General features: G+C 37.9%; 23 protein-coding genes and 1 tRNA gene. 6 read left to right on the top strand and 18 right to left on the bottom strand.

The annotated features are described in order from the left end of the window. The first annotated feature begins 469 nt into the window (after positions 1-469). From Q0954_RS10015 to Q0954_RS10000, 4 genes are all read left to right on the top strand, one after another. Positions 470-3,895, top strand: a complete 3,426-nt coding sequence (locus Q0954_RS10015; protein WP_299456388.1) for a two-component regulator propeller domain-containing protein — start codon at positions 470-472, stop codon at positions 3,893-3,895. Between the two features lie 7 nt (positions 3,896-3,902). Then, positions 3,903-4,355, top strand: a complete 453-nt coding sequence (locus tag Q0954_RS10010; protein ID WP_299456386.1) for a 3-oxoacyl-ACP synthase — start codon at positions 3,903-3,905, stop codon at positions 4,353-4,355. Positions 4,356-4,414: 59 nt separating this feature from the next. Next, complete coding sequence (locus tag Q0954_RS10005; RefSeq protein WP_299456384.1) at positions 4,415-4,702, top strand: hypothetical protein; 288 nt, start codon at positions 4,415-4,417, stop codon at positions 4,700-4,702. A 144-nt stretch (positions 4,703-4,846) separates the two neighbouring features. Beyond that, positions 4,847-5,698, top strand: coding sequence for a sterol desaturase family protein (locus Q0954_RS10000; protein WP_299456382.1), 852 nt, complete (start codon positions 4,847-4,849; stop codon positions 5,696-5,698). Positions 5,699-5,705: 7 nt separating this feature from the next. On the opposite strand, the gene Q0954_RS09995 is transcribed toward Q0954_RS10000, so the two are convergent. From Q0954_RS09995 to Q0954_RS09965, 7 genes are all read right to left on the bottom strand, one after another. Then, positions 5,706-6,671: a M23 family metallopeptidase gene (locus tag Q0954_RS09995; RefSeq protein ID WP_299456380.1), complete on the bottom strand. Its 966-nt coding sequence runs from the start codon at positions 6,669-6,671 to the stop codon at positions 5,706-5,708. A 122-nt stretch (positions 6,672-6,793) separates the two neighbouring features. Beyond that, entirely contained in the window at positions 6,794-7,750 is a 957-nt protein-coding gene (gene trxB, locus Q0954_RS09990) for a thioredoxin-disulfide reductase (protein WP_299456378.1), read from the bottom strand. A 164-nt stretch (positions 7,751-7,914) separates the two neighbouring features. Continuing rightward, positions 7,915-8,778 (bottom strand): sigma-70 family RNA polymerase sigma factor, encoded by an 864-nt coding sequence (locus Q0954_RS09985; protein WP_002698756.1) that lies wholly within the window; start codon positions 8,776-8,778, stop codon positions 7,915-7,917. Positions 8,779-9,180: 402 nt separating this feature from the next. Continuing rightward, positions 9,181-11,319, bottom strand: a complete 2,139-nt coding sequence (gene pnp, locus Q0954_RS09980) for a polyribonucleotide nucleotidyltransferase (protein ID WP_299456373.1) — start codon at positions 11,317-11,319, stop codon at positions 9,181-9,183. A gap of 89 nt (positions 11,320-11,408) precedes the next feature. Continuing rightward, a complete protein-coding gene (rpsO, locus tag Q0954_RS09975; RefSeq protein WP_299456371.1) occupies positions 11,409-11,684 on the bottom strand; it encodes a 30S ribosomal protein S15 in 276 nt (91 codons plus the stop codon). Between the two features lie 245 nt (positions 11,685-11,929). Continuing rightward, positions 11,930-13,405, bottom strand: coding sequence for an LptF/LptG family permease (locus Q0954_RS09970; protein WP_299456369.1), 1,476 nt, complete (start codon positions 13,403-13,405; stop codon positions 11,930-11,932). A 16-nt stretch (positions 13,406-13,421) separates the two neighbouring features. Then, positions 13,422-13,811 (bottom strand): START-like domain-containing protein, encoded by a 390-nt coding sequence (locus Q0954_RS09965; protein ID WP_002698749.1) that lies wholly within the window; start codon positions 13,809-13,811, stop codon positions 13,422-13,424. A 429-nt stretch (positions 13,812-14,240) separates the two neighbouring features. Here Q0954_RS09965 and Q0954_RS09960 point away from each other — a divergent pair. Further along, positions 14,241-14,314, top strand: a tRNA-Met gene (locus tag Q0954_RS09960). A 579-nt stretch (positions 14,315-14,893) separates the two neighbouring features. Here Q0954_RS09960 and Q0954_RS09955 read toward each other — a convergent pair. The 10 genes from Q0954_RS09955 to Q0954_RS09910 all read right to left on the bottom strand — a co-directional run bounded on the left by Q0954_RS09955 (position 14,894) and on the right by Q0954_RS09910 (position 22,630). Continuing rightward, the gene (locus Q0954_RS09955; protein WP_299456364.1) at positions 14,894-15,763 is read right to left on the bottom strand and encodes a toprim domain-containing protein; all 870 of its coding nucleotides are present in this window, start codon (positions 15,761-15,763) and stop codon (positions 14,894-14,896) included. A 77-nt stretch (positions 15,764-15,840) separates the two neighbouring features. Beyond that, the gene (locus Q0954_RS09950) at positions 15,841-17,175 is read right to left on the bottom strand and encodes a VapE domain-containing protein (protein WP_299456362.1); all 1,335 of its coding nucleotides are present in this window, start codon (positions 17,173-17,175) and stop codon (positions 15,841-15,843) included. A gap of 193 nt (positions 17,176-17,368) precedes the next feature. Continuing rightward, a complete protein-coding gene (locus tag Q0954_RS09945; protein WP_299456360.1) occupies positions 17,369-18,556 on the bottom strand; it encodes a site-specific integrase in 1,188 nt (395 codons plus the stop codon). A 118-nt stretch (positions 18,557-18,674) separates the two neighbouring features. After that, positions 18,675-20,012, bottom strand: coding sequence for a hypothetical protein (locus Q0954_RS09940; RefSeq protein WP_299456358.1), 1,338 nt, complete (start codon positions 20,010-20,012; stop codon positions 18,675-18,677). Between the two features lie 172 nt (positions 20,013-20,184). Beyond that, positions 20,185-20,583 (bottom strand): hypothetical protein, encoded by a 399-nt coding sequence (locus Q0954_RS09935; RefSeq protein ID WP_299456356.1) that lies wholly within the window; start codon positions 20,581-20,583, stop codon positions 20,185-20,187. Beyond that, a complete protein-coding gene (locus Q0954_RS09930; protein WP_299456354.1) occupies positions 20,564-21,103 on the bottom strand; it encodes a hypothetical protein in 540 nt (179 codons plus the stop codon). The genes Q0954_RS09935 and Q0954_RS09930 overlap by 20 nt, the downstream gene beginning before the upstream one ends. Next, entirely contained in the window at positions 21,096-21,437 is a 342-nt protein-coding gene (locus Q0954_RS09925) for a hypothetical protein (protein WP_299456352.1), read from the bottom strand. Before Q0954_RS09925 ends, Q0954_RS09930 begins: the two co-directional genes overlap by 8 nt. Beyond that, positions 21,434-21,874, bottom strand: coding sequence for a hypothetical protein (locus Q0954_RS09920; protein WP_299456350.1), 441 nt, complete (start codon positions 21,872-21,874; stop codon positions 21,434-21,436). The genes Q0954_RS09925 and Q0954_RS09920 overlap by 4 nt, the downstream gene beginning before the upstream one ends. Further along, positions 21,867-22,394, bottom strand: coding sequence for a hypothetical protein (locus Q0954_RS09915; RefSeq protein WP_299456348.1), 528 nt, complete (start codon positions 22,392-22,394; stop codon positions 21,867-21,869). Before Q0954_RS09915 ends, Q0954_RS09920 begins: the two co-directional genes overlap by 8 nt. 35 nt (positions 22,395-22,429) lie before the next feature. Beyond that, positions 22,430-22,630, bottom strand: a complete 201-nt coding sequence (locus tag Q0954_RS09910) for a hypothetical protein (RefSeq protein ID WP_299456346.1) — start codon at positions 22,628-22,630, stop codon at positions 22,430-22,432. 111 nt (positions 22,631-22,741) lie between these two features. Here Q0954_RS09910 and Q0954_RS09905 point away from each other — a divergent pair, with 111 nt between their 5' ends. Next, on the top strand, positions 22,742-23,170 hold the full coding sequence (locus Q0954_RS09905) for a helix-turn-helix transcriptional regulator (RefSeq protein ID WP_299456344.1): 429 nt from the start codon (positions 22,742-22,744) through the stop codon (positions 23,168-23,170). A 71-nt stretch (positions 23,171-23,241) separates the two neighbouring features. Here the strand turns inward: Q0954_RS09905 and Q0954_RS09900 are convergent, their stop codons facing one another. Next, complete coding sequence (locus tag Q0954_RS09900; RefSeq protein WP_299456342.1) at positions 23,242-24,519, bottom strand: hypothetical protein; 1,278 nt, start codon at positions 24,517-24,519, stop codon at positions 23,242-23,244. Positions 24,520-24,655 lie beyond the last annotated feature (136 nt).

The raw sequence follows: 24,655 nt of genomic DNA, 5'->3' as shown, positions 1-24,655 counted from the left end.
CTCAATAGCCTCCTTAGCTTAATCCATATAAAAAACAAGGATTTGTAAAGCATTTCTATCTAACAAAAAACAGTTTTTAAATAGCCACTTTATACTGTATTACTACATCATCTTGTTTCTACAACTTTTTATTGAACAAAACAGGTAAACAATTGTCATGTTGTAACCGTTACAAACTGTACTGGGCAAAAAGTAAAGGCTTGGTTTTGCTTTTTTATTTGGCTAACAAGTTCTCATTGAAATATATAAACTATCCTAAAAAAAGAAACCGTCACCTACCGATACTTCACCCTAAAATAATTACTATAAAAACGCTCACAATAAATACAGAAATAATAGCTTTTATTTTATTCAAAAAATCTAATATAAAGGCGTAATTATTGCCTCTATTAACTAAATTACCGTTTTAAAGCAAGTACAATCCTACCTAACTATGAGCAGATAATTCACCAACAATCTATCATTACTTATGAAAAAACTAATGCTTGTGTTTTGCTTATTTGGCTGGGTAAATTATGTAAGCCAGGCTCAACAAGTGCCGCCTGACATGCTACACAAGTTTGACATCACTAAATTTACAACTAAATCTGGTCTATCTCAAAATACTATTTGGTATACCATACAAGATAAGCAAGGTTTCATGTGGTTTGCTACTGGTGATGGGCTGGACAGATATGACGGCAAAAGTTTTAAATATTATACTCCTCAAACTACTGGTTTAAGTAGTAGTTATATACGTGAAATATATCAAGCAAAAAACGGTATTATTTGGCTGGGTTCATCTGACAAAGGACTAGACCGCTTTGACCCTACAACCAATAAATTTACCAATTACCCCGCAAAAAGTACCCTTGCTGGTACAAATGTTCAAAGCATTACAGAAGATCAATTAGGGAATTTATGGGTAGGAACACAAAACGGTCTAAACCAACTCACACCTGCTCCCAACCAACCGGACTCAATGCTTGTACACCAACACCTGCCTGACTCAAATAAAACAAACGCCCTTAGTCAAAAAGATGTGTTAAGCTTATGTACAAGAAAGGATGGTAGTGTATGGGCAGGAACAGCTAATGGGCTTAACCAAATCATCGTGAAACCCAATGGTTCAGTAGAGTTCAAACATTACTTTACTCAAAAAAATAAACGATTAGGCTTTGTAGAAGCCATTTACGAAGATAAACAACAAAGGCTTTGGATAGGTACCTCTCATGATATAGGTATCTTCGACCCTGCTTCTGGCAAGTTTACCTCCTATACCAAAGGGCTAAAAAATAATTACCTCCGTTGTATTATACAAGACCGCAATGGGATTATATGGATAGGCACAGATTCAGGAATATATTGGTTTGATGATCAACGTCAAGTATTTATTCATTTTGAAGATCGTATCAAAGGCTCACAAGCATTGTATGAAACTGGGGTTATGAGTATTTGGGAAGACCGCGCAGGAAATTTATGGGTAGGTACTATAGGTAATGGTGCTTATATGCTTAACAGAACTACTCAAAAATTTGCATTGTATACACTTTTTTTACCAAACAAAACCGGAAAAAAAACGCAGGTTTCTTGTTGGCATATGGTACCTGGAGACTCTAGCACCATTTGGCTACGCACACTTAGTGATCGGCTGGTAAACTTCAACCCTAAAACTGACAGTGTTATTGAATACAAACATCACAAGAACGCTCCTAACAGCTTAAGCCACCCCAGGGTGCGAAGTATTTATAAGGATAAAGACGGCAGATTATGGGTAGGTACAGTGAATGGACTTGACTTATTTGTTCCCTCAAAAAATCATTTCAAACGCTATAGGCTCTCTAACGACCGACTCAATGTTATTCATCATATTATTGAAGATCCACAAGGAAAACTTTTGGTAAATGTAAATTCTAAATGGCTGTATCAATATGACCCAGCCACCGATTCGTTTTCAAAATACATTCAACTTCCAAGAAATAAAACCCGCAGAAGACAAATTAACACTATTACTGTCACACAAGATGGTACTGTATGGTTAGGCACTCTAACAGGACTGATGAGGTTAGATTCCAAAAATCAAAAACATACACTTTACACCGAGTCATCAGGGCTAAAAAACAATAGCGTATTAGACATTTACCAGAGTACAGATCAACAAATATGGTTTACCAGCTATGGAGGGGGGCTTAGTAAGGTTGTTCAAAACACAAAAGAACAAGTAGAGTTTCATCATTATGGCAAAGCTCAAGGTTTGATGAACGAGTTTGTATATGGCATACAAGAAGATGCCCAAGGTAATCTTTGGATGAGCCACGAAAAAGGGATTTCGAGATTCAACCTAAAAACAGAAAAATTTACTAATTACACCATTACAGATGGTATTCAAGATGGAGAGTTTAATCAAGACTCTTTTGGTAAACGCAATAATGGGCAACTATTTTTTGGTGGTACTAAGGGTATCAATGCTTTTCACCCAAAAAACATCCAACCCAATCCATATATTCCTCCTGTTGTACTTACGAGTTTTCAGCTCTCAAACGATTCAGATGAGGCTGCCCAAGCCTTTGATGCAAACATTGGCTACAGAAAAAAAATTGTGCTTAACCACGAGCAAGCTAAAGGGTTTTCTTTTGAGTTTGCTGCTTTGAGTTATGCCAATGCTGACAAAAATCAATATAAGGTAAAGCTGGAGGGGTATGATAAAATATGGCATAATCTCAATACCAGAAACTTTGCCAGCTATACCAATATTCCTCCGGGTCGCTATGTGTTCAGGGCACAAGGATCAAATAATGATGGTGTATGGAACACCAAAGGGTTAGCCATAGAAATAGTAATTTTACCTGCTTGGTGGCAAACCTGGTGGTTTAAGGTTGGATGGATATCTACAATAATTTTGTTATCACTGGGTTTTTACCGTTACAGAATTAATAGTATTGAAGCGCAAAAAAGGATACTGGAAGAGAAGGTGGTGAAACGTACTAAAGAAGTGGTAGCACAAAAAGAAGAAATACATCAACAAAAAGAAGAGATCATTTCCCGCAACGCCGCAATTACCGCTCAAAATGAAGAACTTTATCAACAACAAGAAGAGATTATGGCACAAAGAGATGCCATAGAACAACAAAATAATGCCCTAAGCACTCAAAATCGCCATATTAGACAAAGCATCAAATCGGCTAAAACAATTCAAGAAGCTATTCTCCCTTTTGATGTGCGAATGCAACAGGTATTGGGTGAACACTTTGTAATTTACCGACCACGCGATGTAGTCTCAGGAGATTTTTATTGGTTAGGGGAAGTAAACAACAAAAAAGTACTTGCTGCCATTGACTGCACAGGGCATGGGGTTCCTGGGGCATTTATGAGTATGATTGGCTTTACTATTCTCAACGAAATAATTAACGCTAAGCAAATAACTGACCCAGGGACTATACTGGAGGAACTTCGGTATTATATTCGTTATGCGCTACGGCAAGACGAAACAGGTGGACGTAATGGCATGGATGTAGCACTCATTACCCTTGAAAATGTGGATGAACAACATACTAAGGTAGCTTTTGCTGGTGCCAAACGACCATTATGGTATATAAGACAGGAGGATACAGAGTTGCAAAAGATCAAAGGTAGCTCAATATCTATAGGTATCATATATGATGAAGAAAGGCGCATTAAAACTGAAGAGTTAATGTTTAAAAAAGGTAGTTTACTTTATCTATGTAGCGATGGCTTTGCTGACCAGAACGACCAAGAAAGGAAAAAAATTGGCAACCAGCGATTGACTAAAACGCTGTATCAAAACCACTTGCTGCCTTTAAATAAGCAAAAACAAATACTGGAGGAAACATTAGATCAACACATGGTAGGAACAAAGCAAAGAGATGATATATTGCTTATAGGATTGAAAACATAAAACTACCATGATAAATACAAAAATACAGCTTTATGCACACTGTGAAAAATATGCGTCACAGAAAATAAGTAATGCTCAAGCTGCCATCAACGCTGCCCAGCAAGCCGCCAACGAGGAAACTAAAAGTAGTGCAGGAGATAAATACGAAACAGGAAGGGCAATGATGCAATTAGAAAAAGAAAAGCATGCAACCCAAGTTAACGAGGGTCTAAAGCTCAAAAAAGTATTGGCTCAAATCAACCCCAAAGTTCAATTATCTGCTGTACAACTCGGTAGTTTAGTAATGACCCCTCAAGCTAACTACTATATTGCAATTAGCGCTGGTAAACTAACTCTTGAGGATAAAACTTACTTTACTATTTCACTTGCCTCACCCATCGGACAAGCACTTAAAGGGTTAAAGATAGGGGATGAAATTGTTTTTCGTCAACAAAACATTAAAATCCTCACAGTTTGTTAATTCAATAATTTGTATGTATAATACAATTAAACATTATACTACTTGAGTTAACGTACCACATGGCAAATTTAAGAATAGAGGACGCCGATACACTTATTGTATTTGGAATTTTACTTATTTTTGGAATTTTAGACGCTGTTACTGGACTTTACCATCAATCTAAGCGAACTAAAGATGATTGGCTAATAGAAGTGATTAGTATTACGATCATTGCAATATTTATAAAACCTGGAGCAGCCTTTTTAACTCTTATGCTGGGCAAGTATCTTCTCCCAGATTACTTTCTTTACTATAAGGAAGTGCCTCTAAGGAATTGTTCAAAAATAAATTTACACTCTAAGGGGTGATTTTTCGCCTTGATACTTCGTTATTTTTATTGCCCGTAGCGCTGCTATGGGCGCAAAAAATAGCCTCGTCTCAAAACAAAACCTCTACCTCAAGAATGGTAATTTAATTTCTCACCATTCCTAAGCATCGCTCTCCTGATTTTTTTGTTAGTAGACGACTTTAGCCAATACTGGTATCATAGGTCTGCTCATGAATATCCTTTTCTTTGGAAACTGCACCGCCCACATCATGCTGCTCCTGAAATGGGAGTTTTGGTAACTTATCGTGAAGCCTTCCTTTATCCTATATTTATCCCAAGTGTATGGTGGATGGGTATTTGCCTGTTTTTAGGTCTGGCTAAAGCCATTGCGTTAGGGGTTATTATTAAACAACTTGTACTTATTAGTAGTCATAGTAATTGGAAGTGGGACCGATATCTTTATAAAAATAAAATCACTAAAACTATCATGTGGGTAGTTAGGCGTATAATCGTTACACCTACTTTTCATCACGCACATCATGGGCTTACAGCCAAAGATGGTATAAGTAACCCTCATGGAAATTTTGGCAACTTATTTTCTATATGGGATCAATTATTTGGAACAGCCATGTATACCAATGAGTTCCCAAAGCGCTATGGTATTGAAAACAACCCAAATGAAGGGTGGCTTCCCAACTATTTTTACCCTTTTATTACATCCCAAAAAGAGAATAGTGAACTAAACAAAAACTTTGTAAAGCAATCGTACATAACAGCCAAACCACTCAATATTACTTTAGACCCTGGACAATATTTGTATTGTACCTGTGGACTTAGCAGTCAACAACCGTTTTGCAACAGTTCACATAATGGAACGAAACATAAACCTATGTTTTTTACCACTAAGAAAACCCAAAAAGTAAGTTTATGTCAATGTAAGCTTACACAAACACCACCCTATTGTGATGGTGCTCATAAGAAGCTAAAAGAAAAGCAAGTTCAGAATAACACAAATAAAGCTTCTGTAAGCAATTAAATACACACTATCTAATAATTAATCGTTGTCCTACTTTGAGACGAGATTTATAATGCAGCTTATTTTGCCTGGCCAGTGTCCATATTGGAATACGGTACTTACGACTAATGGAATACAATGTGTCTCCATACTTTACCTGGTGATATATTCGTTTTCGGGTTTTATTGCCCAAATGCCAGAAGTGTTCAGGCTTTAAAGTAAATATATCTTTGAATACTTCTTTTCCTTTTTTAGAAAAATCAAATACTAACAAAGGGTCAATCGAGTTGCCTTGGTAACGAACCTCAAAGTGTAAATGTGGTCCGGTACTCCATCCAGTGCTCCCTCCCAAGCCTATGAGTTGCCCAGCTTTTACTACTTGCCCGACTTCTACTTTACGGATACTCATGTGACCATACAATGTTTCTAACCCATTGTAGTGGCGCACTACGACATAGTTTCCAAAACCCATACCATAGGCAGAGATTCTAACAATGCCATCAAACACACTATAAATGGGTGTTCCAATAGAAAGATTTAAATCTATTCCATGATGAAACCTCCCCCAACGATAACCAAAATTAGAGGTTTTAAAATTAGTGGCTAGAGGAGCCGACCAGAGTTGCCCCCGACCGGCATCATACAATTTAATATCAATAGTATCGCGGAACCTTTTTGCATCTTTTCTGTAAGGATTGATATAGGTCGAATTCCACACAGAGTAATACTCTGCGGCTTTAATCCAAACACAATCTATTTTTATCTCTTCCGAAATTTTAACAATTTGATTGGTTCCTATATCAATACTACCAACAGAATCTTCGCGAACAATGGCTGCATTACGCTTAAAAAGGTTAAAGTTTCCTCTATTGGCTGTTTGTGTTTTTTTAGGCCCTGGCATAGCTGCTCCTGACTCATCCTGTTTTTTGGTAGAATCTACTTTTACCAAGGTATCTTTCTTTGTTTTTTTTGCAGGAGTAGGGACAATTTTCATGTTCCCTTTAGGGTTTTGGTTTTCTACCTGTGCCCAGCTTGCTTGTAAACAAAAAATCAATAAAAATCCAAAAATATACTTAAACCCAAACATTCAATATTACCTTTTCTTTAAGCCTAACTTTATGCAAATGTACCTATTGCTTCTTGTTCAGCAAGATAACGCTCTGCATCTAATGCTGCCATACAGCCTGATCCTGCGGCAGTAATTGCTTGGCGATAATCTTTATCTTGCACATCGCCTGAGGCAAACACTCCTTCTATATTGGTTCTGCTGGTGCCTTTCTCAGTGAGAATGTAGCCAGTATCGTCCATATCTATATACTCTTTAAAAATATCAGTATTTGGCTTATGACCAATTGCTACAAAGAAAGCACTTACTGAAAGGTCTTTAGTTTCACCTGTTACGTTATTTTTAACTCTTACAGCCTCTACCTGCTCTTTCCCAAGCACTTCTTCTGTTATGGTGTTCCAAAGTACTTCTACATTTTCTTTACTGGTAACACGTTGCTGCATAATTTTAGAAGCACGCATTTCATCACGACGCACCAACAAATAAACCTTGTTGCAGATTTTAGACAAATAGGATGCCTCTTCCGCAGCAGAATCTCCCCCTCCAACAACCACTACATCCTTATCTTTGAAAAAGAAACCATCACATACCGCACAAGAGGATACTCCCCCACCAATGTCACGTAAACGAAGCTCAGACTCAAGCCCCAACCATTTGGCAGATGCACCTGTAGAAATAATTACACTTTTGGCAGTGATTTCGTGTTTATTATCCACGATTACCTTGTGTAACTTTCCAGAGAAATCTACCGAAGTAGCCAACCCCATTCTGATGTCTGCACCAAAACGAGTTGCCTGTTTACGGAAATCTTCCATCATTTGCGGTCCCATAATACCATCCGAATAACCAGGAAAGTTTTCAACATCGCTCGTAAGCATCAATTGTCCACCAGGCTCTGGTCCGGTATATAATACAGGCTTTAGGCCTGCTCTAGATGCATAAATGGCCGCAGTATAACCTGCTGGCCCTGATCCTATAATCAAACAATCTACGTTTTCTGTAGTCATTTTCCGACGTTTTATAATATGATCGATACTCAAATTTGGGTAAACTCTAGGATTTATCCAAAAACCCTATACAACAAATTAGCCTAAGAATTTAATTTCTTAGGCTAATTGTAAAAAAACAAAATACTTTTGAACAACTGATGATGTTCTACCTTACAACAAAATTATCCCAAGTAAGGTTTCAATGCTTTGCTTCGGGAAGTATGTCGCAGTCGGCGGATAGCTTTTTCTTTGATCTGACGTACACGCTCACGGGTAAGATTAAACTTTTCTCCGATTTCTTCCAGAGTCATTGCGTGCTCTCCGTTCAGACCAAAGTATAGAGTAATTACATCGGCTTCGCGTTGGGTAAGCGTAGAAAGCGCCCGTTGTACCTCTTTACGTAACGAGTCGTTCATCAATTCTGAGTCCGGCTTTACCTCGCTTTCGTTTTCGAGAACATCTAACAAGCTATTCTCTTCTCCTTGTACAAAAGGTGCGTCCATAGATACATGTCGCCCTGAAATTTTAAGAGTATCTACCACTTCCGAAGTAGTAACATCTAATACTTCGGCTAATTCATCTGGGGAGGGCTCACGTTCATATTTTTGTTCGAGTTCTGAAAATGTCTTTGAAATCTTGTTCAACGAACCTACGCGGTTCAACGGTAATCGAACAATTCGTGACTGCTCCGCCAATGCTTGTAGAATAGATTGTCTTATCCACCAAACGGCATAAGAAATGAATTTAAAACCACGAGTTTCGTCAAAACGCTGTGCAGCTTTAATGAGCCCAAGGTTACCTTCATTAATCAAATCTCCCAAAGATAAGCCTTGATTTTGGTATTGCTTTGCCACAGAAACCACGAATCTTAGGTTGGCCTTGGTTAGTTTTTCCAAAGCTACCTGATCGCCTTCTCTAATTCTTTTGGCAAGTTCTACCTCTTCATCAGGTGTTAGCAAATCTACTTTTCCGATTTCTTGTAAATACTTGTCAAGTGACTGACTTTCTCGGTTGGTAATCTGCTTGCTTATCTTCAGTTGTCTCATTGAAATAGTTGTGTTTTATGATATAACTAAAAATGAATATGTATAGTTTTGAAGTTTAATAGCAAATACTATTTGGTCAAACTAAAACATCATACTAGTTAAAAAAATAGTAGTAAGCTCACTGTTTATGTGTTGACACACAACAGCACTATACTTACCAGTACCTTATATATACAGGTATTGGTTCATTGGTAACCCTTAAAAAAATCAAGGGTATTATTATTATACATTATATAGCAAGTTGGTCGAACAACTTTCTGTTACAAAACCTCTTATATACAATAAATATATTTCTCCTACATTATTCCTTGCAAGAGTTACAAGTGAGGCTGTTAACAAGAGAACGCTTCAATAATTGTTTAATGTATATTGAAGCTATCTCAAGTAATTATAAAAAGTAAATTAGTTTTGCTTTTTGGCAGGCCTTGGTAATAACGCTTTGCGTGACAACCTGTATTTACCACTTCGTTTGTCTACATCTATCAACTTCACAGTTATTTCCTCTCCTGACTCAAGTACTCCATCCATTTTCTCTATGCGTTCCCACTTGATTTCAGAAATATGTAGCAAACCTTCTTTTCCAGGCAAGAACTCTACAAATGCCCCAAATGGCATAATAGACTTCACTTTGCCCTCATAAACTTCGCCTACTGTTGGTACAGCTATGATTTGTTTTACCATTTCATGTGCTTTGTCCATTGACTCACGATCATTGGCAAAGATGTTTACATGTCCGTGCTCATCTTTTTCTTCGATCACCACAGTAGCACCAGACTCTTTTTGAATCAACTGAACGATTTTACCACCAGGTCCAATAACAGCACCAATCATGTCTTTTTCTATCACAACAGTGGTAGAACGAGGGGCATGAGGCTTCAAATCGCTATTGGTAGAAGGGATAATTTCCTCGATTTTATCAAGAATGTGTAGTCTTCCTTCACGTGCTTGCGCAAGCGCTTTAGTTAGAATATCATAAGATAACCCTTCCATTTTAATATCCATCTGACAAGCAGTGATACCATCACGTGTTCCTGTTACTTTAAAGTCCATATCTCCTAGGTGGTCTTCATCACCCAAAATATCAGACAATACAGCGTAGTTTTCAGAGTCACTTTCATCAGAAATCAATCCCATAGCAATACCAGATACAGGTGCTTTGATAGATATACCTCCATCCATTAATGCCATTGTACCAGCACAAACAGTTGCCATTGAAGACGAGCCATTAGATTCCATAATGTCTGATACTATGCGTATAGTATAAGGATTGTCTTCATCTTTTGGCAACATTCCCTTCAATGCACGATAAGCAAGGTTTCCATGTCCAATTTCACGACGAGAAGCACCTCGATTAGGCTTTACCTCTCCAGTAGAAAAACCGGGGAAATTGTAATGGAGCATAAACTTCTGAGTACCTTTAAATGTAGCATTGTCAATAAACAACTCATCCAATTTAGTACCCAAAGTAAGGGTAGTCAATGACTGTGTTTCACCCCTGGTAAATAAAGCTGAACCGTGAGTAGCAGGTAAGTAGTTTACCTCTCCCCAAATAGGACGAATCTCATCAAAATTACGTCCATCAATTCTTTTTTTATCTTTAAGAGCCAAATCACGACAAGCCTTTTTCTTGATTTTATTATAATACTGTTTAATCAAAAAAGAATCGAACTCGTGGTCTTCAGGAAGGCTATCAATAAACTCATCTTTAATAGCATTGAAAGCGTCTGAACGCTCAGACTTATTACTGATTTGTTGCTGGGCTATCTTGTAAGCTTTTTCGTACAATTCATCATACAATCTTTGCTCTAATTCAGGGTCGTGTTTTTCGTGATCATATTCACGCTTTTCAGTTGCACCTGCTTCCGCTTCAAGTTCTTTTTGAGCCTGACATAAGACTTTAACTGTTTCATGTCCGAAACGAATAGCATCAAGCATATCTTGTTCAGACACTTCTTTCATTTCGCCCTCTACCATCAATACACTATCAAGTGTAGCAGCCAACATAATATCAAGGTCAGCTTCTTCAAGAGCCTCTACTGATGGGTTGATTACAAACTCACCATTGATTCTGGCAACTCTTACTTCGGCAGTAGGACCGTTGAATGGAATATCAGATACAGATACTGCAGAAGAGGCAGCCAAAGCAGCCAGGGCGTCTGCAGGTACTTCAGGATCAGAAGATATTAAAAAGATATTAATTTGCGTGTCTGCATGGTAATCATCCGGAAACAGTGGACGCATGGCACGATCAACCAAACGACATGTAAGAATTTCATAGTTAGACAGTCTACCTTCTCGTTTCAAAAAGCCACCTGGAACTTTTCCAGCAGCCGCAAAACGTTCTTGAAAATCTACTGATAGCGGCAAAAAATCTACGTCATCTTTAGCTTCTTTTTGTGAAACTACAGTAGCCAACAACATAGTTTGGCCCATAGTAACTACAACAGAACCATTTGCCTGCCGGGCAAGTTTTCCCGTCTCAAGAGTGATTTTGCGTCCATCTGCTAAGACAATTTCCTTGGTAATAACTTTTGGTAACATATAATATCGCTAATGGATTGATTTTGATTGATATGAAAAAAAATTAAGAATGAATCGCTTCATTCTTAATTTACTGGTACAAAGAAAGGTTACTTTCTGATACCAAGTTCTGCAATAATAGCACGATAACGATTGATTTCATTATCGTAAAGATAATCCAATAATCTTCTTCTCTTACCTACCAATTTTTTCAATCCCAGCTGAGTAGAATAATCTTTCTTATTGTTCTTAAGATGTTCAGTCAAGTGATTAATGCGGTACGTAAACAACGCAATTTGTGCTTCTGGAGAGCCCGTGTCGGTTTTTGCTTTTCCGTTTCCGTGCTGCTCAAATAATTCTTGTTTCTTTTCTTTCGTCAAATACATTTCTTCTCTTCAATAATATATGTAAATCACAATTATGATAACAAACCGCAAAATTGACGTTTTTGGCAACAATATCCAATTATATAGTCTTTTTTTTTGACTCTCAGGAAATGTGCCCCCTTGCAAAAGGCTTATCTATAAGGTTTGGGAAATCATATAACTCTCTAACTTACAGACTTACAGCAGGTTTTGTAATATTGCGTGATCACAGACTTGTGTTAATTAATTCTTGGTGCAGTCTTAACTTATAACTTCAGCTCAGGCTTTTTCTTGCTTTTGGGTTTGAAGTTTCTAATAAGTTTATCCCAATAAATACGGTACATATCAGCCTCTAAGATTCTTGAATCGTTTTTTGCCTGGCGTAAGAAAAATAACCCAACCCAAAACAATATGAAGTTTGCCCCCCACATTCCATAAGCCACCGGAACCATTGAGTCTTTTGCCCACTTTTCTCCTGTCATAGAGAGCAAGTAAAAAATAATAAAGAAAATAATAGAGATGATAATGGGCATGCCAAGTCCCCCTTTTTTGATGATGGCTCCTAGTGGTGCCCCTATCAAAAACATAATAATACAAGCTACTGCATTGGTATACTTTCGATGTTTTTCAATGGCAAAAATATTACGGTCTTTAATTGTTTGTTGCCATTGTTTGGTACGATTCACTACTACGGTTTTTACATTACTAGCTCGGTTATAAGCATCTTTATAAATGGCTGTCTGGCTTTTTTTATAACGTGTTGTATCTAACTCTTTTTTCCAGGTTTTAAGTAAGTTTACCACTTTTGTTCCTTTATTGAGCAAAGTATCAATTGTGCGGTCACGCATGTGGTACAAATAATAAGGACTGATATATTTTAAAACTCTTGCTTCCAAATCTTTGCGTTTTCTTGTCAAAGAATCAATATCTTTATTTAGCTCTGTGACATTACGCATGATTTTATTGCTTTTGAAAAGGTTTTTATCAGTGGTGTCCATATTAAAAGACTCCAGACTAAAAATCATTTTACTATGTTTAAACTTACTTTTCAAAAACTCTTCGGAAGGGCGGGCACCTTCACGGGTGGGTAGTTCGTGGTATCGTACTCCTTTAAACAACTCAAACGCCAAAAAATTTCCCTTATCAAAAGTATACATTTGCCCTGAGTCTGCTAAAATAACTTGCTTGTTGCCCCTACGTCCACTATGGTCATAAATAATAACATCTTTAAGTGTACGGCCATCAGGAAACTTGTGGTTTACTTTGATGCTGTAGTTAGGAATTCCTCCATAAAAAGCGCCTTCTTTGATATCAAGTGCGGGTTTGGTTTGGCGAATATCATACAATAAGCTGTAGGCATCGAGGTTGGCTTTAGGCACAATTCTATTGTTAAACCAAAAGGATACAACAGCAAAACAGACCACTACCATAAAAAGTGGGGTGAGTACCCTAATAAGTGATATACCCGAACTTTTCATTGCGGTAAGCTCGTGATGTTCGCCCAGGTTGCCAAAGGTAATAAGCGAAGCCAACAATGTTGCCAACGGCAAAACCATAGGAATGATATGAAGACTAAAGTAAAAAACCAGTTCGGCAAACACTAAATAGCTTAAGCCTTTGCCCATAAACTCGTCTAAATATTGCAGCAGCTGTTGCACTAAAAATATAAAGACAAGTACTGATAAGGTAAGTATAAAAGGGCCAAAAAATGATTGTAAAACCAGTTTATCTATTTTCTTCATCTAATCTGTATTATTTCTAACCTCCTACTACTTCACGAAGGTCAGCTACCAGCCCGTCCCACAAACCGTTCAAGTCGTCTTCATCTTCCATTTCTGAGTAGTCGGTTACTTTCAAAAAAGTAGAATCTGTCATCTCGTTGTGTTCTAGCCTAAATTCAATATAGTTGGACTTGCCTTCTTCGTCTGAAATAAATTCAAATTTAACCAATTTGTTGGTACGGTGTGCAACTATACGGGCAAAATGATCTTCGTTGTCCCATACAAAGTTAAAAACTTTCTCTTTGCCTTTCACTTCCACTTTTGTTGCAAACCATTGCTCCAATCCGTTTGCTGTATGGACATAAGAATAAATACGTTTGGGAGAGGCGTGTATTTCATATTCGCTAGAAAACTTATACTTTGTCATAGAACATAATTTTGGTGATTGATTATGGGTAAAGTGCTATTGAAATATTTGGGCTATTTGTACTTACAAAAGGTTTTTTGTTTAGACATAACTCATTGACGATCAAAATATGTGATCACCATACAACGCTCATATTTTCAAAAATGTAGAACGCTTAATATATTGTACAATACACAAATATTTTTGAATTATTCCTAGTTATTTAATACTAAAGTGCGGTCAATCTGTGTATTTTTTTTTATTAAGACAAATTTTAAAGAATTAATTCAATAGGAAAGTTAGATGAAATAATGTTAATTCACTGATAATAAACCAGTTAAAGCGATGAATGATTTACAAATGCTTTGTTTATAATTAAAAAAAACTTTTTTTTTCATCATTATTTTTGCATTCAATAAAGTAGCTCTTATATTTGCACTCCAATTCAACGGCGAGATAGCTCAGATGGTTAGAGCGTCGGATTCATAACCCGGAGGTCGGGGGTTCAATTCCCCCTCTCGCCACTACAAAAACGTAACTCCCTGTAAATCAAACATTTACAGGGAGCTTTTTTTTAGGGCAAATACTCGTTTTTGTCACTTCTGTCACCAAGGCATTTTCACCCGTCAAACCTCCCAATAAACTCTCCTATTTCCCCAACTTTTCCGGCATAAAAAAAGCCCGTCAGTTTCGGCAACTAACGAGCTTATATTACCTATATGTTTTCGTAAAAAACAGGAACTATTGCTTTTGTACTTTTCCAAGTTCCGGAACTCTTGTAGATTTCACACAACAAATTTCTAATCTTAAAAAACTCAAATTCTCCTTACTACATTACTACAAGTCTTGTAACTTACTGAAAATGAAAGGCTTATATTTTGTAGTAAGTTAGTTACTACACTAACTACAACCTACTACGTTACTACAATAAAACTGCTTTTGCAGTGCGTATAAAGGGTTTTTGAGTTAAACCCCTTGAAGAGTTACCATCGTTTGTATGACGACGGCTTTCTAAACAAGTGTAAAAGTTTTTGTAGTATTTCTATACTTCAAGCCCAAAAGCTTGATTTCCTACCCTGTTTAGCTTTCCAATATAGTGATTTTCATCCGCTTTCCACCAAAAAATCATTGAAATCATTATGGTTCTGGTAGATGTTCCTATAGTCAGCTACACGAGGTAGCTTTGAACAAAGAAACTGGGTTGCCTCATCCCCTGCCTGGTCATTGTCCATAAACAAGTTTGCTTTATCGTAGCAATATAGATACCCGATTGTGATAGGACTCCGAGCAAGCGCGGTTGAGTTCATAATCAGGCAATCGTATTTTGGCTTTTGAGTTTTGCTATAAACAAGTGCGCTTAGAAAATCAAACATTCCTTCAAAGACATTTACTACATTCATTTTTGTGCATTTTCCTGGTACAAACGAAAACGCTTTGTTCGTAGCTGTTTTGAAGTACTTGTTTCTAATCTCCAAACCTTCGCTATTGTTTTTCCAGCACAGACCGAAGTAGTGATTCTTACCTATATAGTAATAGCACTCTTTCAGATATAACTTTGCCAGTTCTACGGGTACTTTCCTAGACTTTAGATAATCAATTAGAGCCTTGTTTTCAATATCCCTAATTTTTTCAATTTTGGGTGCATTATTTTTTTTTGGTCTAGCCGTTTGCAACTTAGTTAATGCGCTATTATAGTTATGTGGGTTGTTAGTAATCTTTGCTATATAGGCTAGTGCCTCCCCTACTCCACAGTTATTTTGGTACTGCATTACAAAATCTATGATGTTCCCACCCGTTCCCGTGCTTTGATCAACCCAGGTATTTTTCTCTAGGTTCACCCGGAAAGAGGCTCTTCTCTCGTTTCTTATGGGTGATTTGTACCAGTACGAAGTCTGGTACTTATAGTCAGGTTCATAGCCCAACAATGATAGTAGGGCTATGAGTTGAATTTGTTTAGCTTGTTGTGTGTTCATTACTTCCTGAAATTTCAATAACTAAAATAAAATATTATTACAATATTGCTGACAGATACCTGTCTGATTACTCTTTACTAATCCTTGAATATATCTCCCTGCCTTCTTTTATCCCCACTTGCCAGATAACCATCAGCATTTAACTTGGGTTCCTCGTTTTTTTTGTCAATACTATTAAAAACTCCTCCCCTATTCCATTCAAAATACCAAACTTTTACTGGGATTGATTTATCTTCTACTCTAGCCATTTTTTGAACAAACTTGTAGTACCTCATCGCCTTACCTAGTCGATTCACGCTTAATCTTTGACCTTTAGCTTCACTCTCAAGTATGTCCAGAATTTGTGTGGCCGTTTTTCTCTGGTGATCTGAGTTTTGTTCACTGAAGTCTTCTGGTTTTAGTGGTTTCATTGCCTTAGCCACTAATTCCATTTCTGGAGTCGTTATTTGGTACTTTTTATTAATTTCTTCATTCTCCTTCACATCCTCTTTTGACAACTGGTAATCAAAACCATTTTTTAGTAGTGCAAAAGCTTGTGCCCAAACAAGGTTTATATCAACCTTTTTGGAGTAATCAAAATTGATTGCTTGCACTTCAAAGCACAACCACCTTACCGACCCCGTCGGGTCAGTCAAAAATTCCGAATCGTTGGTGCTTCCAACAAAATTCGCTACTCGTTTTGATCTACTGGTAGTAGCCGCATAAGGCCTACGAACGTTCACATTTTTGCGCGTGAAGTATGACTTTAGTGCGTTAATGTCTGCACGCGACAAGCCTGACAACTCATCCAAATTGATGATAAAGTTCTCTGTTAATGCTATCTCCCCATCCTTGTCAGTTGATGGATTGTCTGTAATATGATCGTTTAGTTGAGGTGGGCATAGAAACCTGCAAAAGGTTGATTTCCCATCGTTTTGGCTGCTCGTAAGCGTCAAACATTGCTTATTGAAAACATCATCACTTAGCGTACAGGCTATACTTCTGACAAGATGCTTTTTGAAATGCTTCAACCAACGCTCCTGGTCATTAGTAGTGATATACCCAGCAAGTTCGCCTATATAATCCTTGCCCCCTTGCTCCCATTTGGGCAAACCTTCAAAATAGGCTTTTAAGGGATTATATTCAACTACATAACTGCTCTTAAGCAGGGCTTTTAGGTTCTCTGAGCCACACGGTATTTTCTTTTCGTGAAGCTCTACATAAAGATCGTTTTCGTTCAACTGAACAAAATCATTCTCATCCTTAGTGCTATACTCTAAGCTATTAAGAATAGTATTCAGCCTTATATCATACCTACGTCCAAGGTATTTTTTGGCAATCGTGATGCCCGGCGTTTTCACTAACTTATCATAGATTAGCCCTAGCTGAAACTTGGATTGGCTTTGGAGTACGCCATTGATTTGCTCAATCAATTCTTTTGACCCACCACCGTCAGGTTCTTTTTTGCGATGTGTTCCCCCTTTTGTCATAATGTTGTTTTGTTGTTAGTTTTTTGATTGTGTTCTCCCCTATCTCAATCTTTTTCTTTCTTCCTAGTAAGAAGTTATATCAGTGAGCAATGGCTTTTCTCAGTCTACCATTACTTTAAGCTTTGCACCTCCTTTTCTACAATGCCGGAAAATTATTTTTCACTTGGGTATTTTCCATCAGCCCAAGGCTGTGCATGTAGTGGTCTGTTTCTTCGAGGCTATGGTGCCGCAATTGCATTTGCAGTGCCTTCAAATCTTTGGTAGCTTGATAGAATGATATTACCCCAGTATGTTTCCAAGAGTAGAGAGACACATCCTTATCAAAGCCCAAAGCATCTAATATTTTCCGGTGTTTTTTCCTAAAATAATCCCGACGACGATGTGTTTTACCTCCATCGCCTGAGAACACATACTCTTTGGGTTGCTTGTCCTCTATCCAATCCAAAACATTAGGCAAGAACGCTTCAGGTATATCAACATGCTGCCTTTTACCATTTTTACTAATCTCAGCCCGAACCAAAATTTTCCTTTGGTCAAGGTTAATGTCAGCAACTTTCAACTCTCGTAACTCACGCGGGCGAATGAAACAGTAATAAATGAACTGAATTACCATCCACTCCTCGTAGAGTTCTTTTGCCTCACAGTATTTTTTTATCCGGCGTTGCTCCAACATTTGGAAGGCCCGTTTTGCGTGGGTAGTAGCGGCCGGTGGTAGCTTTGTTCCTTCCCACACGTTTTCTTCAATTACTTTCTGGTCTTTTAGGAGGTTGAACATTCTCTTTAGGTTATTCCTGTAAGCAATTCTTGTTCTCCCGTGTAATTTCAACTCATTCAAAAAGGTTTGCGCTTGGGCAGTTGTGAACTCCCCTATCTCAATCTCTGAGAGTTCATTTTCTTTGAGCCACGCTACAAAACCTCGTATGTGACTCTGGTACAATTGAAAAGTACGCGGGGAAATGTTAGCTCTATGACTTGAGAGGGTTTGACTTAGGTATTGCTCTATCGAGTAATCCACCTCTTTTGCTCCGCTTTGGTACTTTTCACCTGGCTTTTTTGAATAAGCCGTAATGTCTTGATAGATAAATTTTCTATTTTCGAACGGGTTATAGCCGTTTTTGAGGCGACGCCTCAAGTTTCTTACTATTCGTTGCCCTTCTTTGTATCTTTCCTCTGTGGTTTTGAGATTATTGATACCCTCAAAAACCCTTATGCGCTCTAGTTTTTGCGTTTCAGGATTGCGGTATTTGTATTCTACATACCACCTTTTTGCAAGATCACTTCCTCTATCCCGCAAAACGGGCATTACTACTTTTTTTACAAACATTTTATTATGTATTGGTTTACAGTTCTTTATAACACCTACTTATGTTAAGCAAACACGTGGTAGGTGTTATGTTTTTTATCGAATTATTTTATTATTATGCGTTATTACTCACTCATAATCAGTGATTAATAACTTTACCGTTCAGTTTTTTTAGCTTTCCCCGTCTTTTTATTATGCTGGATTCTGCACATTCCATTTGTTCAGCAATTTCTTTGTTTGATAACTGACCCTTTTTGATTAGTTCGTCTATCTTTTGATAATCAAGCGTTGTACCACGCCCACGCTTATGCGGACTTGATGGTACCTGCTCTGTACTTTCGTTTTCAGGCACTTCCTTTTGAGTTTCGCCTCTACCTTTTGGTTCAACACTGCCTGGCATAAGCCTTTGCTCAATGCCCTTTAAATTTGCCAGCTTGCCAAACTCAAATAGGGGTTGATTTTTAGGCTTTGGTACTTGGTCTTTTACATTTTCAGCCTGTACTTTTAGATTTCTGGGTTGTTCTTTTAAGTTTTCACTATGTACTTTTACCTTCTCATTGACTGTATTCGGCGTTTTTGGTTGTTCTTTTAAGTTTTCACTATGTACTTTCACCTTTTCGGTATTAGCAGGCTGCAAGGGTAGGGGCATAGTATTTTCGCCCTGTGTTTTTGCTTTGTCTATAGCGTACTTATCGCGTAGGCTTCGGTACTTATAGTATACCGGGAACACGATAGCCACCACGCACAAACTTTCTATGAGTAGTGAGAGCACCACAAACACAGTGATATATTTATTAGTGCCTGACTCATAGTTTTTTACTTTGTTGGTGTTGGCTTTTTGGGCTTTAGCCACTGCACTTTCCTTTTTTGCCTCTAACTTTCTTATATCGTTGTCCCATTTTTGGTATACCAGCTCTTTTTCTTTGCTGAGCCAGGTTTTCCCTTTGTAGGTGTTTCGGGCAATTAGTTGCTTTTGCTTTGCTTTTACCTCTTCTGCTTGTTTATTATAGTCTGACTTTAAGTGTTTTAGAGGGATAAGCTCCGGTTTTGCCTCGTTTCTGGCAATGCGCACTAGCTCAACGCCCCCGTACACAGTAGCCGCCATTGAAGCCGCTATAAAAGCCAGATTTACAGTGAGTAATACAATATTTAGCTTTCCATCGCGGTAATATCCAATTGTAAGGTTGGTAAGCACGGTTCGTTTGATGGCTTCGCACAAGCCCAACACCAAAAAAGCCGGTAACGCCATAAGCCAAAGGTCAGGGAATATGAAAGCCGCGAGGAGAGAGGCAACACCCAACACCCCGCTGGCAATGCTGAGCAAGTTAAAAAGCCAACTGGCTCCGGCCACAATTGCCGCCGTTACTCTGTACTTTTCATAAAACAAGCGTGCTTTAAAGGTTTCTTCAAAAGCTTTGAAGTTGTCTTTGTGTTTTTGCTCTTCTAATATCTGCTTATAAGGATCACTGTGAAGCATTATATGTGTTTGTTTTGAATTGGATAATTTCTGAAAGGAAAAGACTGTATTTGCTCAGTCTCAGAGAAATGACTATCTTGCGAGTCATTCATACATTTAGTTGCTGCGTAATGCAGTGTTTTTATTATGTACACCCTCACAAGTTTGCAGACGTTATGAGGGTGTTTTTGCTTTAGAGTTCTGTTAGTTCTTTTAAAGCCTCTAACTCTCTTTTGCACCCTTCATTTGAGCTTTCAATGGCAAGCTTTAATTCATGTATTAGTATCATTTTTTCTTCAGGGTAATCTTGAAGGCACTCCTTACAAGTACCAGCATAGAGTTTTTCTTTTTCCTCTTTGCACCTCAAACAATGCACTCCAACTTCTTTGATACTTGCAGCACCACATTCCAACATGTCGGCTATCATATTGGCACCATACAGGCGACACTTTTCCGTATCGCTTAGGTTGCCTTCAATCAAGTCAGCCTCACTAATCTCTTCGTATTTCCATTTGTGGTAAGTATTATCTGATACCATTACGACTTTCTCTTCTATTACCACCTGCGGGTATTTAATTATTAGTGTTTTCATCGTCAAACCTTTTTATCATGTTTTTTAATGTTTGGCTTAGAGCCTTTAACCTTTGCTGTTCTTCAGTATCAGTTGAAGGATTAAGAGCTTGAAGTCCAGTAAGTACACTAACTGCATCATCTTTAGTGAGTAGGAGGGTAGCCAAACGATTGACTGGATTCTTTTTCTTGATCAACCAACAGGTTTTATAAGGCTCACCTGAACCTTTAATGAATCGTTCTTCAAACTCCATTTCACGAAGCAACTCATCAAGTTCAAAGTCAAGCTCTTTCCAACCTTCCGCCAATTTGATATGTTGCTCAACCTGCATTGTGGTCATCAATTCCCCGTCGTTTGTTTCAAACAAATCAAAACTGATAGGCTCAAAATACTTTTTAATCAAGCTTTGATTTCTCATCTCTTCACCAATGATACTACTCATGTCATCATCAATGCAGTCTTCGCACAAGCGCCCTTGGGTTCTCCATATAGTTTGCCCACACCTTCCGCATTCGCTGTAATCTTCGTCGTAGTTATTCATTAATAATCTCGTTTACTTGATTAAGAATGTTTTGATAGGCTTCAGCGGCTTCTAAGCTGTTTGATAGCCTAATACTGGTTTGTAACGAAGCTCTAAGAAGTAGAAACTCACTTGCTGTAAGTTTTAGAACTTTTGTTCTTACATCTGATTTCAGCCCTTCGATTTGCTTTTTCAGCACTTCACATTGACCTTCCAGGTATTCTTCGTCAAAACCGGGCATGATTGTTTCCCACCAATAGTCGTCTAGTTGTTCCGCAGACCACTCGTGATACTTTGAGGGGCTTAATTCTTCAAGCTCTATAGTCAGTTGTATTAATTCTTCTTGTTTACTCATTTTACTTTTCTGTTTTCATCTTTTGTGTTATAAATTTTTGCACTAAAAAAGTGTTGAAACGGCTCTCCAAGGGTAAAGCTTAGTCCAGTGTGCTGGTATAATTGGCGCAAAAAGCTTTGGCAAAACTCCCTGGCATCGGTGTTTTTGTCTAGCTTGAAAACGGCGTGAAAAAACAAAATATAATTGCCCTCATAGAGGGGGTTCATCTGGTCTGCTTCGTACCAATACCTCACTTCGGGGAAGCAACCCTTCACCCTTATAAACCGCTCTATTTGAGCGTAGTAATCGTGGGGGAAATCTATGCCTATGGCTTTTGTACTACCATTTTGCTTGTAAAAACTCATGTCGGGCTTTTCTTCGCAAGTGGCACACAACAATGCGCCGGGGGCGTGGCAACAAGTACAATACTCTGTGTCGTACATAATGTCCTTAACCATTGTTTTGTTCAACTAGAGCAAGGGCTTTAGCTTGCGCCCAAACTTTGTTGTTGTTTATATTTTTGTTATAGCCCCAGTCAATGCTATCAATTTGCCAGACCTCCTCCCAAAAATTGTTGGATTTCCAAAAATCAGGGTCGTTTGTGCTACCAAAAAATGAAACGGGGTGTGGCAATTCGCTTGCAAAAGCCTTTATTTCTTCCTTAGTATAATCATTGTCTATATTGAGCACGAACAGGTTCGGATCTGTGCCCAAACCCTCGAAAAAATAAGGCGCTAACCCATTGTCGAATAAAAATCTTATAAAGCAACTCTTACCACAACCTGCCTCACCCACAAGCATCAGGCGCTTATAAATACCTCCACCATAAGCCGTTTCTACTATGTTTACCAAATGCGTTTTCAATTGCCCGACGAACTTTTTTTGGTTACCAGCTACTTGTACATAACTAGCAAGTGCATGTATATGGTCAGTGTCATTTGCCGACCAAGTAGGTAGATTATCGAAATACTCTTTCATAATTTTTAGAATTAAAAGATTAAAAAAAAATAAGGTTATTTATTGAGTGGATTGTCGAGCGGAGGTAGACCCGCCGACAACACGTTGATGCAAACTTCTTTGAGGCTAGTAGACCTGCCAGTAGACTCTATGCGCTCTATCTCGCGGTTGATGCGCAGCCGTAACTCGCGAGGGGCTTCAAACACTATCCGCTTCCCTTTTCGAGTTTTACCCGGTTTATTTACTATTTTCGTCATTGTTATTATGTTATATTGTTATTTTGTTACAATTATAGTCTAAAAAGTATTAAAAATAAAATATTAGACTATTTAAAATTCTATTTTAGTTTAAAAACTAAAAAAAAGACTATGAATGATATTACAGGAGGGGTTGCCAAACGTGTACAACATGTGAGGGTTGAATTGAAAAAATCGCAAGGAGAAATTGCCGAAAAAGTTGGTTTAACCCAAAGCCAATGGGCTAAGATTGAGCGAAACGAAAGAAAACTGGATATAGAAACGCTAGTTAAATTAAAGACAGCATTCAAATCCATATCCATTGAGTATATTTTATTTGGTAAAGGAAGTTTCTTTGTTCAAGAAAATGAAATGAGTGTTTCTAGTAATGTAGCAGAAGATGGGAAGACAGTAAAAAAGCTACTTAGCTATACCGATTACCTTGAAAGAGAGATTGAAGAGTATAAGCTGGACATTAAAACGTTTGAAAACGCAATCAAAGCAAAAGGGCTTGATATAGGAGAGTTGCTTGGAGGAAAAGGAGAAGCAGATGTAGGTTAATTTAACGGCAAAAAAAATACCTTGACTAAAAAAACATTCAATCAAGGTATAAAAGGGGATTATAGGATATTTTAGGTTTTTGGTGGTCGGTACCTGCTATTCCGAAGAAATGCAAATACTTCTTCGTTGTCGCTTTTAGTACCAATGGTACGTACTTTTGTGGCCTTGTGGCTTATTTTTAAACTATACTTAAGGTCACTGGCTTTTATATCCTTTTTTGTAGGCGTTGCCAGTACCAAGTTATCTGGTGTAGTTTCTACTTCGGTAGCTTGCTCTGTGGTCTTATGCCAGGCAAGTAATGCCATTGTTCCGGCAATGCTCAACGTTAGGCTCCACAAGCCCAATTGCCACCACCAATTCATTGTGGTAGTAGTGTCTTCCTTGTGGGCAAGTTTGTTTTTTAACACTTCTACCTGGTGGTAGATTTGTTCATCTATAGCATAGTATTGGCTGCGATCAGCACCTAAAAGGTTTCCACGGCCATTCATAAGCACTTTGAAGTTATTATATGACTGTTCAAGTTGTGCATAATTACCTTGTTTATAATACATATCGCTTTCCAGCTTAAGTATCTGAGCTTTGATATTCAACTCACTAGACTCGTTCTGAGCAAGGGCTATATATTGTTGCGCCTGGTGGTAGCGATTTGTCTTAGCGTGGGCTACAGCCAATTTCACAAAGGTTTCGGCTTTTTTGTAAGGCGTTTTTTCGTGCTTCAGGCTTTTTTTGTATAGATTCTCTGCCAAATCGGGGCGACCGTTTTGGGCATACATATCGGCTTGAGCAGCCAGAAACCCTCCAACTACCTTGTCTTTGTGGCTTGCAGGGATGGCTTTGATAGCTTTGGAGAAATAATGCTTTGCTGAGTCAAGTTTGCCTTGTTTTGCGTGTACTTTGGCTATTATGCCGTAAACAAGGTAAAGATACTGATGTTTGCTCTTTACCCTCTCATGTAGAACTTCTTTTGCAAAAAGCAAGGCTTGCCTTGTCTTGTTTACGAGAAAATAACTGTAGGCAAGGTTATTTTTCAAAGAAATTTGCTGACTTTTGTTCGCATATTTCAATGCTTCTTCGTATAGGGTACAACTTTTATGGTACTCTTTTTTGAAATGAAAGATATTGCCTAACAAATATTTAGAAGAGTACTTTTGAGCTTTGCTTTTAGCCTCAAAATCAGCTTTAAATGCGTTGATTTCAGCCTTGTTTATATCTACCTGTAATTGACTAGTGGCTTTTACATAGAAGAAATTGAAAGATTTCTGTCCATTTGGGGTTATGCTTTGACAAAATGCCCCTTTTACAATACAAAAAAGTAGGGCAATGGTTAGTTTTGGGTTAAAAAGATTCATTGCTGATTTTTTAAAAAAGGGAGGGTGATTGCTCACGTTTTTATAGAAAGCCCCTCTAACTACTTACGTTTCGCTGATTTCTAGGTTGGAAAAAAGAAAATAGTTAAACTCGCTGTATGATCACAGAACGAGTAGA

It is taken from the genome of uncultured Microscilla sp. (assembly GCF_947493425.1).
GTDB lineage: Bacteria > Bacteroidota > Bacteroidia > Cytophagales > Microscillaceae > Microscilla.
Note: the sequence above shows the minus strand (reverse complement) of the source record. Positions and strands in the feature narration are given on the sequence as shown.

Bases quoted from the DNA above. Each gene is read 5' to 3' on its own strand.
- Q0954_RS09945 (WP_299456360.1), bottom strand. From the start codon at position 18,556: ATGTTTGTAAAAAAAGTAGTAATGCCCGTTTTGCGGGATAGAGGAAGT.
- Q0954_RS09905 (WP_299456344.1), top strand. From the start codon at position 22,742: ATGAATGATATTACAGGAGGGGTTGCCAAACGTGTACAACATGTGAGG.
- Q0954_RS09940 (WP_299456358.1), bottom strand. From the start codon at position 20,012: ATGCTTCACAGTGATCCTTATAAGCAGATATTAGAAGAGCAAAAACAC.
- Q0954_RS09970 (WP_299456369.1), bottom strand. From the start codon at position 13,405: ATGAAGAAAATAGATAAACTGGTTTTACAATCATTTTTTGGCCCTTTT.
- pnp (WP_299456373.1), bottom strand. From the start codon at position 11,319: ATGTTACCAAAAGTTATTACCAAGGAAATTGTCTTAGCAGATGGACGC.
- Q0954_RS09995 (WP_299456380.1), bottom strand. From the start codon at position 6,671: ATGAAAATTGTCCCTACTCCTGCAAAAAAAACAAAGAAAGATACCTTG.
- Q0954_RS09900 (WP_299456342.1), bottom strand. From the start codon at position 24,519: ATGAATCTTTTTAACCCAAAACTAACCATTGCCCTACTTTTTTGTATT.
- Q0954_RS10015 (WP_299456388.1), top strand. From the start codon at position 470: ATGAAAAAACTAATGCTTGTGTTTTGCTTATTTGGCTGGGTAAATTAT.
- Q0954_RS09955 (WP_299456364.1), bottom strand. From the start codon at position 15,763: ATGAACACACAACAAGCTAAACAAATTCAACTCATAGCCCTACTATCA.
- Q0954_RS10005 (WP_299456384.1), top strand. From the start codon at position 4,415: ATGGCAAATTTAAGAATAGAGGACGCCGATACACTTATTGTATTTGGA.
- Q0954_RS09965 (WP_002698749.1), bottom strand. From the start codon at position 13,811: ATGACAAAGTATAAGTTTTCTAGCGAATATGAAATACACGCCTCTCCC.
- Q0954_RS09910 (WP_299456346.1), bottom strand. From the start codon at position 22,630: ATGACGAAAATAGTAAATAAACCGGGTAAAACTCGAAAAGGGAAGCGG.
- Q0954_RS10010 (WP_299456386.1), top strand. From the start codon at position 3,903: ATGATAAATACAAAAATACAGCTTTATGCACACTGTGAAAAATATGCG.
- Q0954_RS09920 (WP_299456350.1), bottom strand. From the start codon at position 21,874: ATGGTTAAGGACATTATGTACGACACAGAGTATTGTACTTGTTGCCAC.
- Q0954_RS09925 (WP_299456352.1), bottom strand. From the start codon at position 21,437: ATGAGTAAACAAGAAGAATTAATACAACTGACTATAGAGCTTGAAGAA.
- Q0954_RS09935 (WP_299456356.1), bottom strand. From the start codon at position 20,583: ATGAAAACACTAATAATTAAATACCCGCAGGTGGTAATAGAAGAGAAA.
- Q0954_RS09915 (WP_299456348.1), bottom strand. From the start codon at position 22,394: ATGAAAGAGTATTTCGATAATCTACCTACTTGGTCGGCAAATGACACT.
- rpsO (WP_299456371.1), bottom strand. From the start codon at position 11,684: ATGTATTTGACGAAAGAAAAGAAACAAGAATTATTTGAGCAGCACGGA.
- trxB (WP_299456378.1), bottom strand. From the start codon at position 7,750: ATGACTACAGAAAACGTAGATTGTTTGATTATAGGATCAGGGCCAGCA.
- Q0954_RS09985 (WP_002698756.1), bottom strand. From the start codon at position 8,778: ATGAGACAACTGAAGATAAGCAAGCAGATTACCAACCGAGAAAGTCAG.
- Q0954_RS09930 (WP_299456354.1), bottom strand. From the start codon at position 21,103: ATGAATAACTACGACGAAGATTACAGCGAATGCGGAAGGTGTGGGCAA.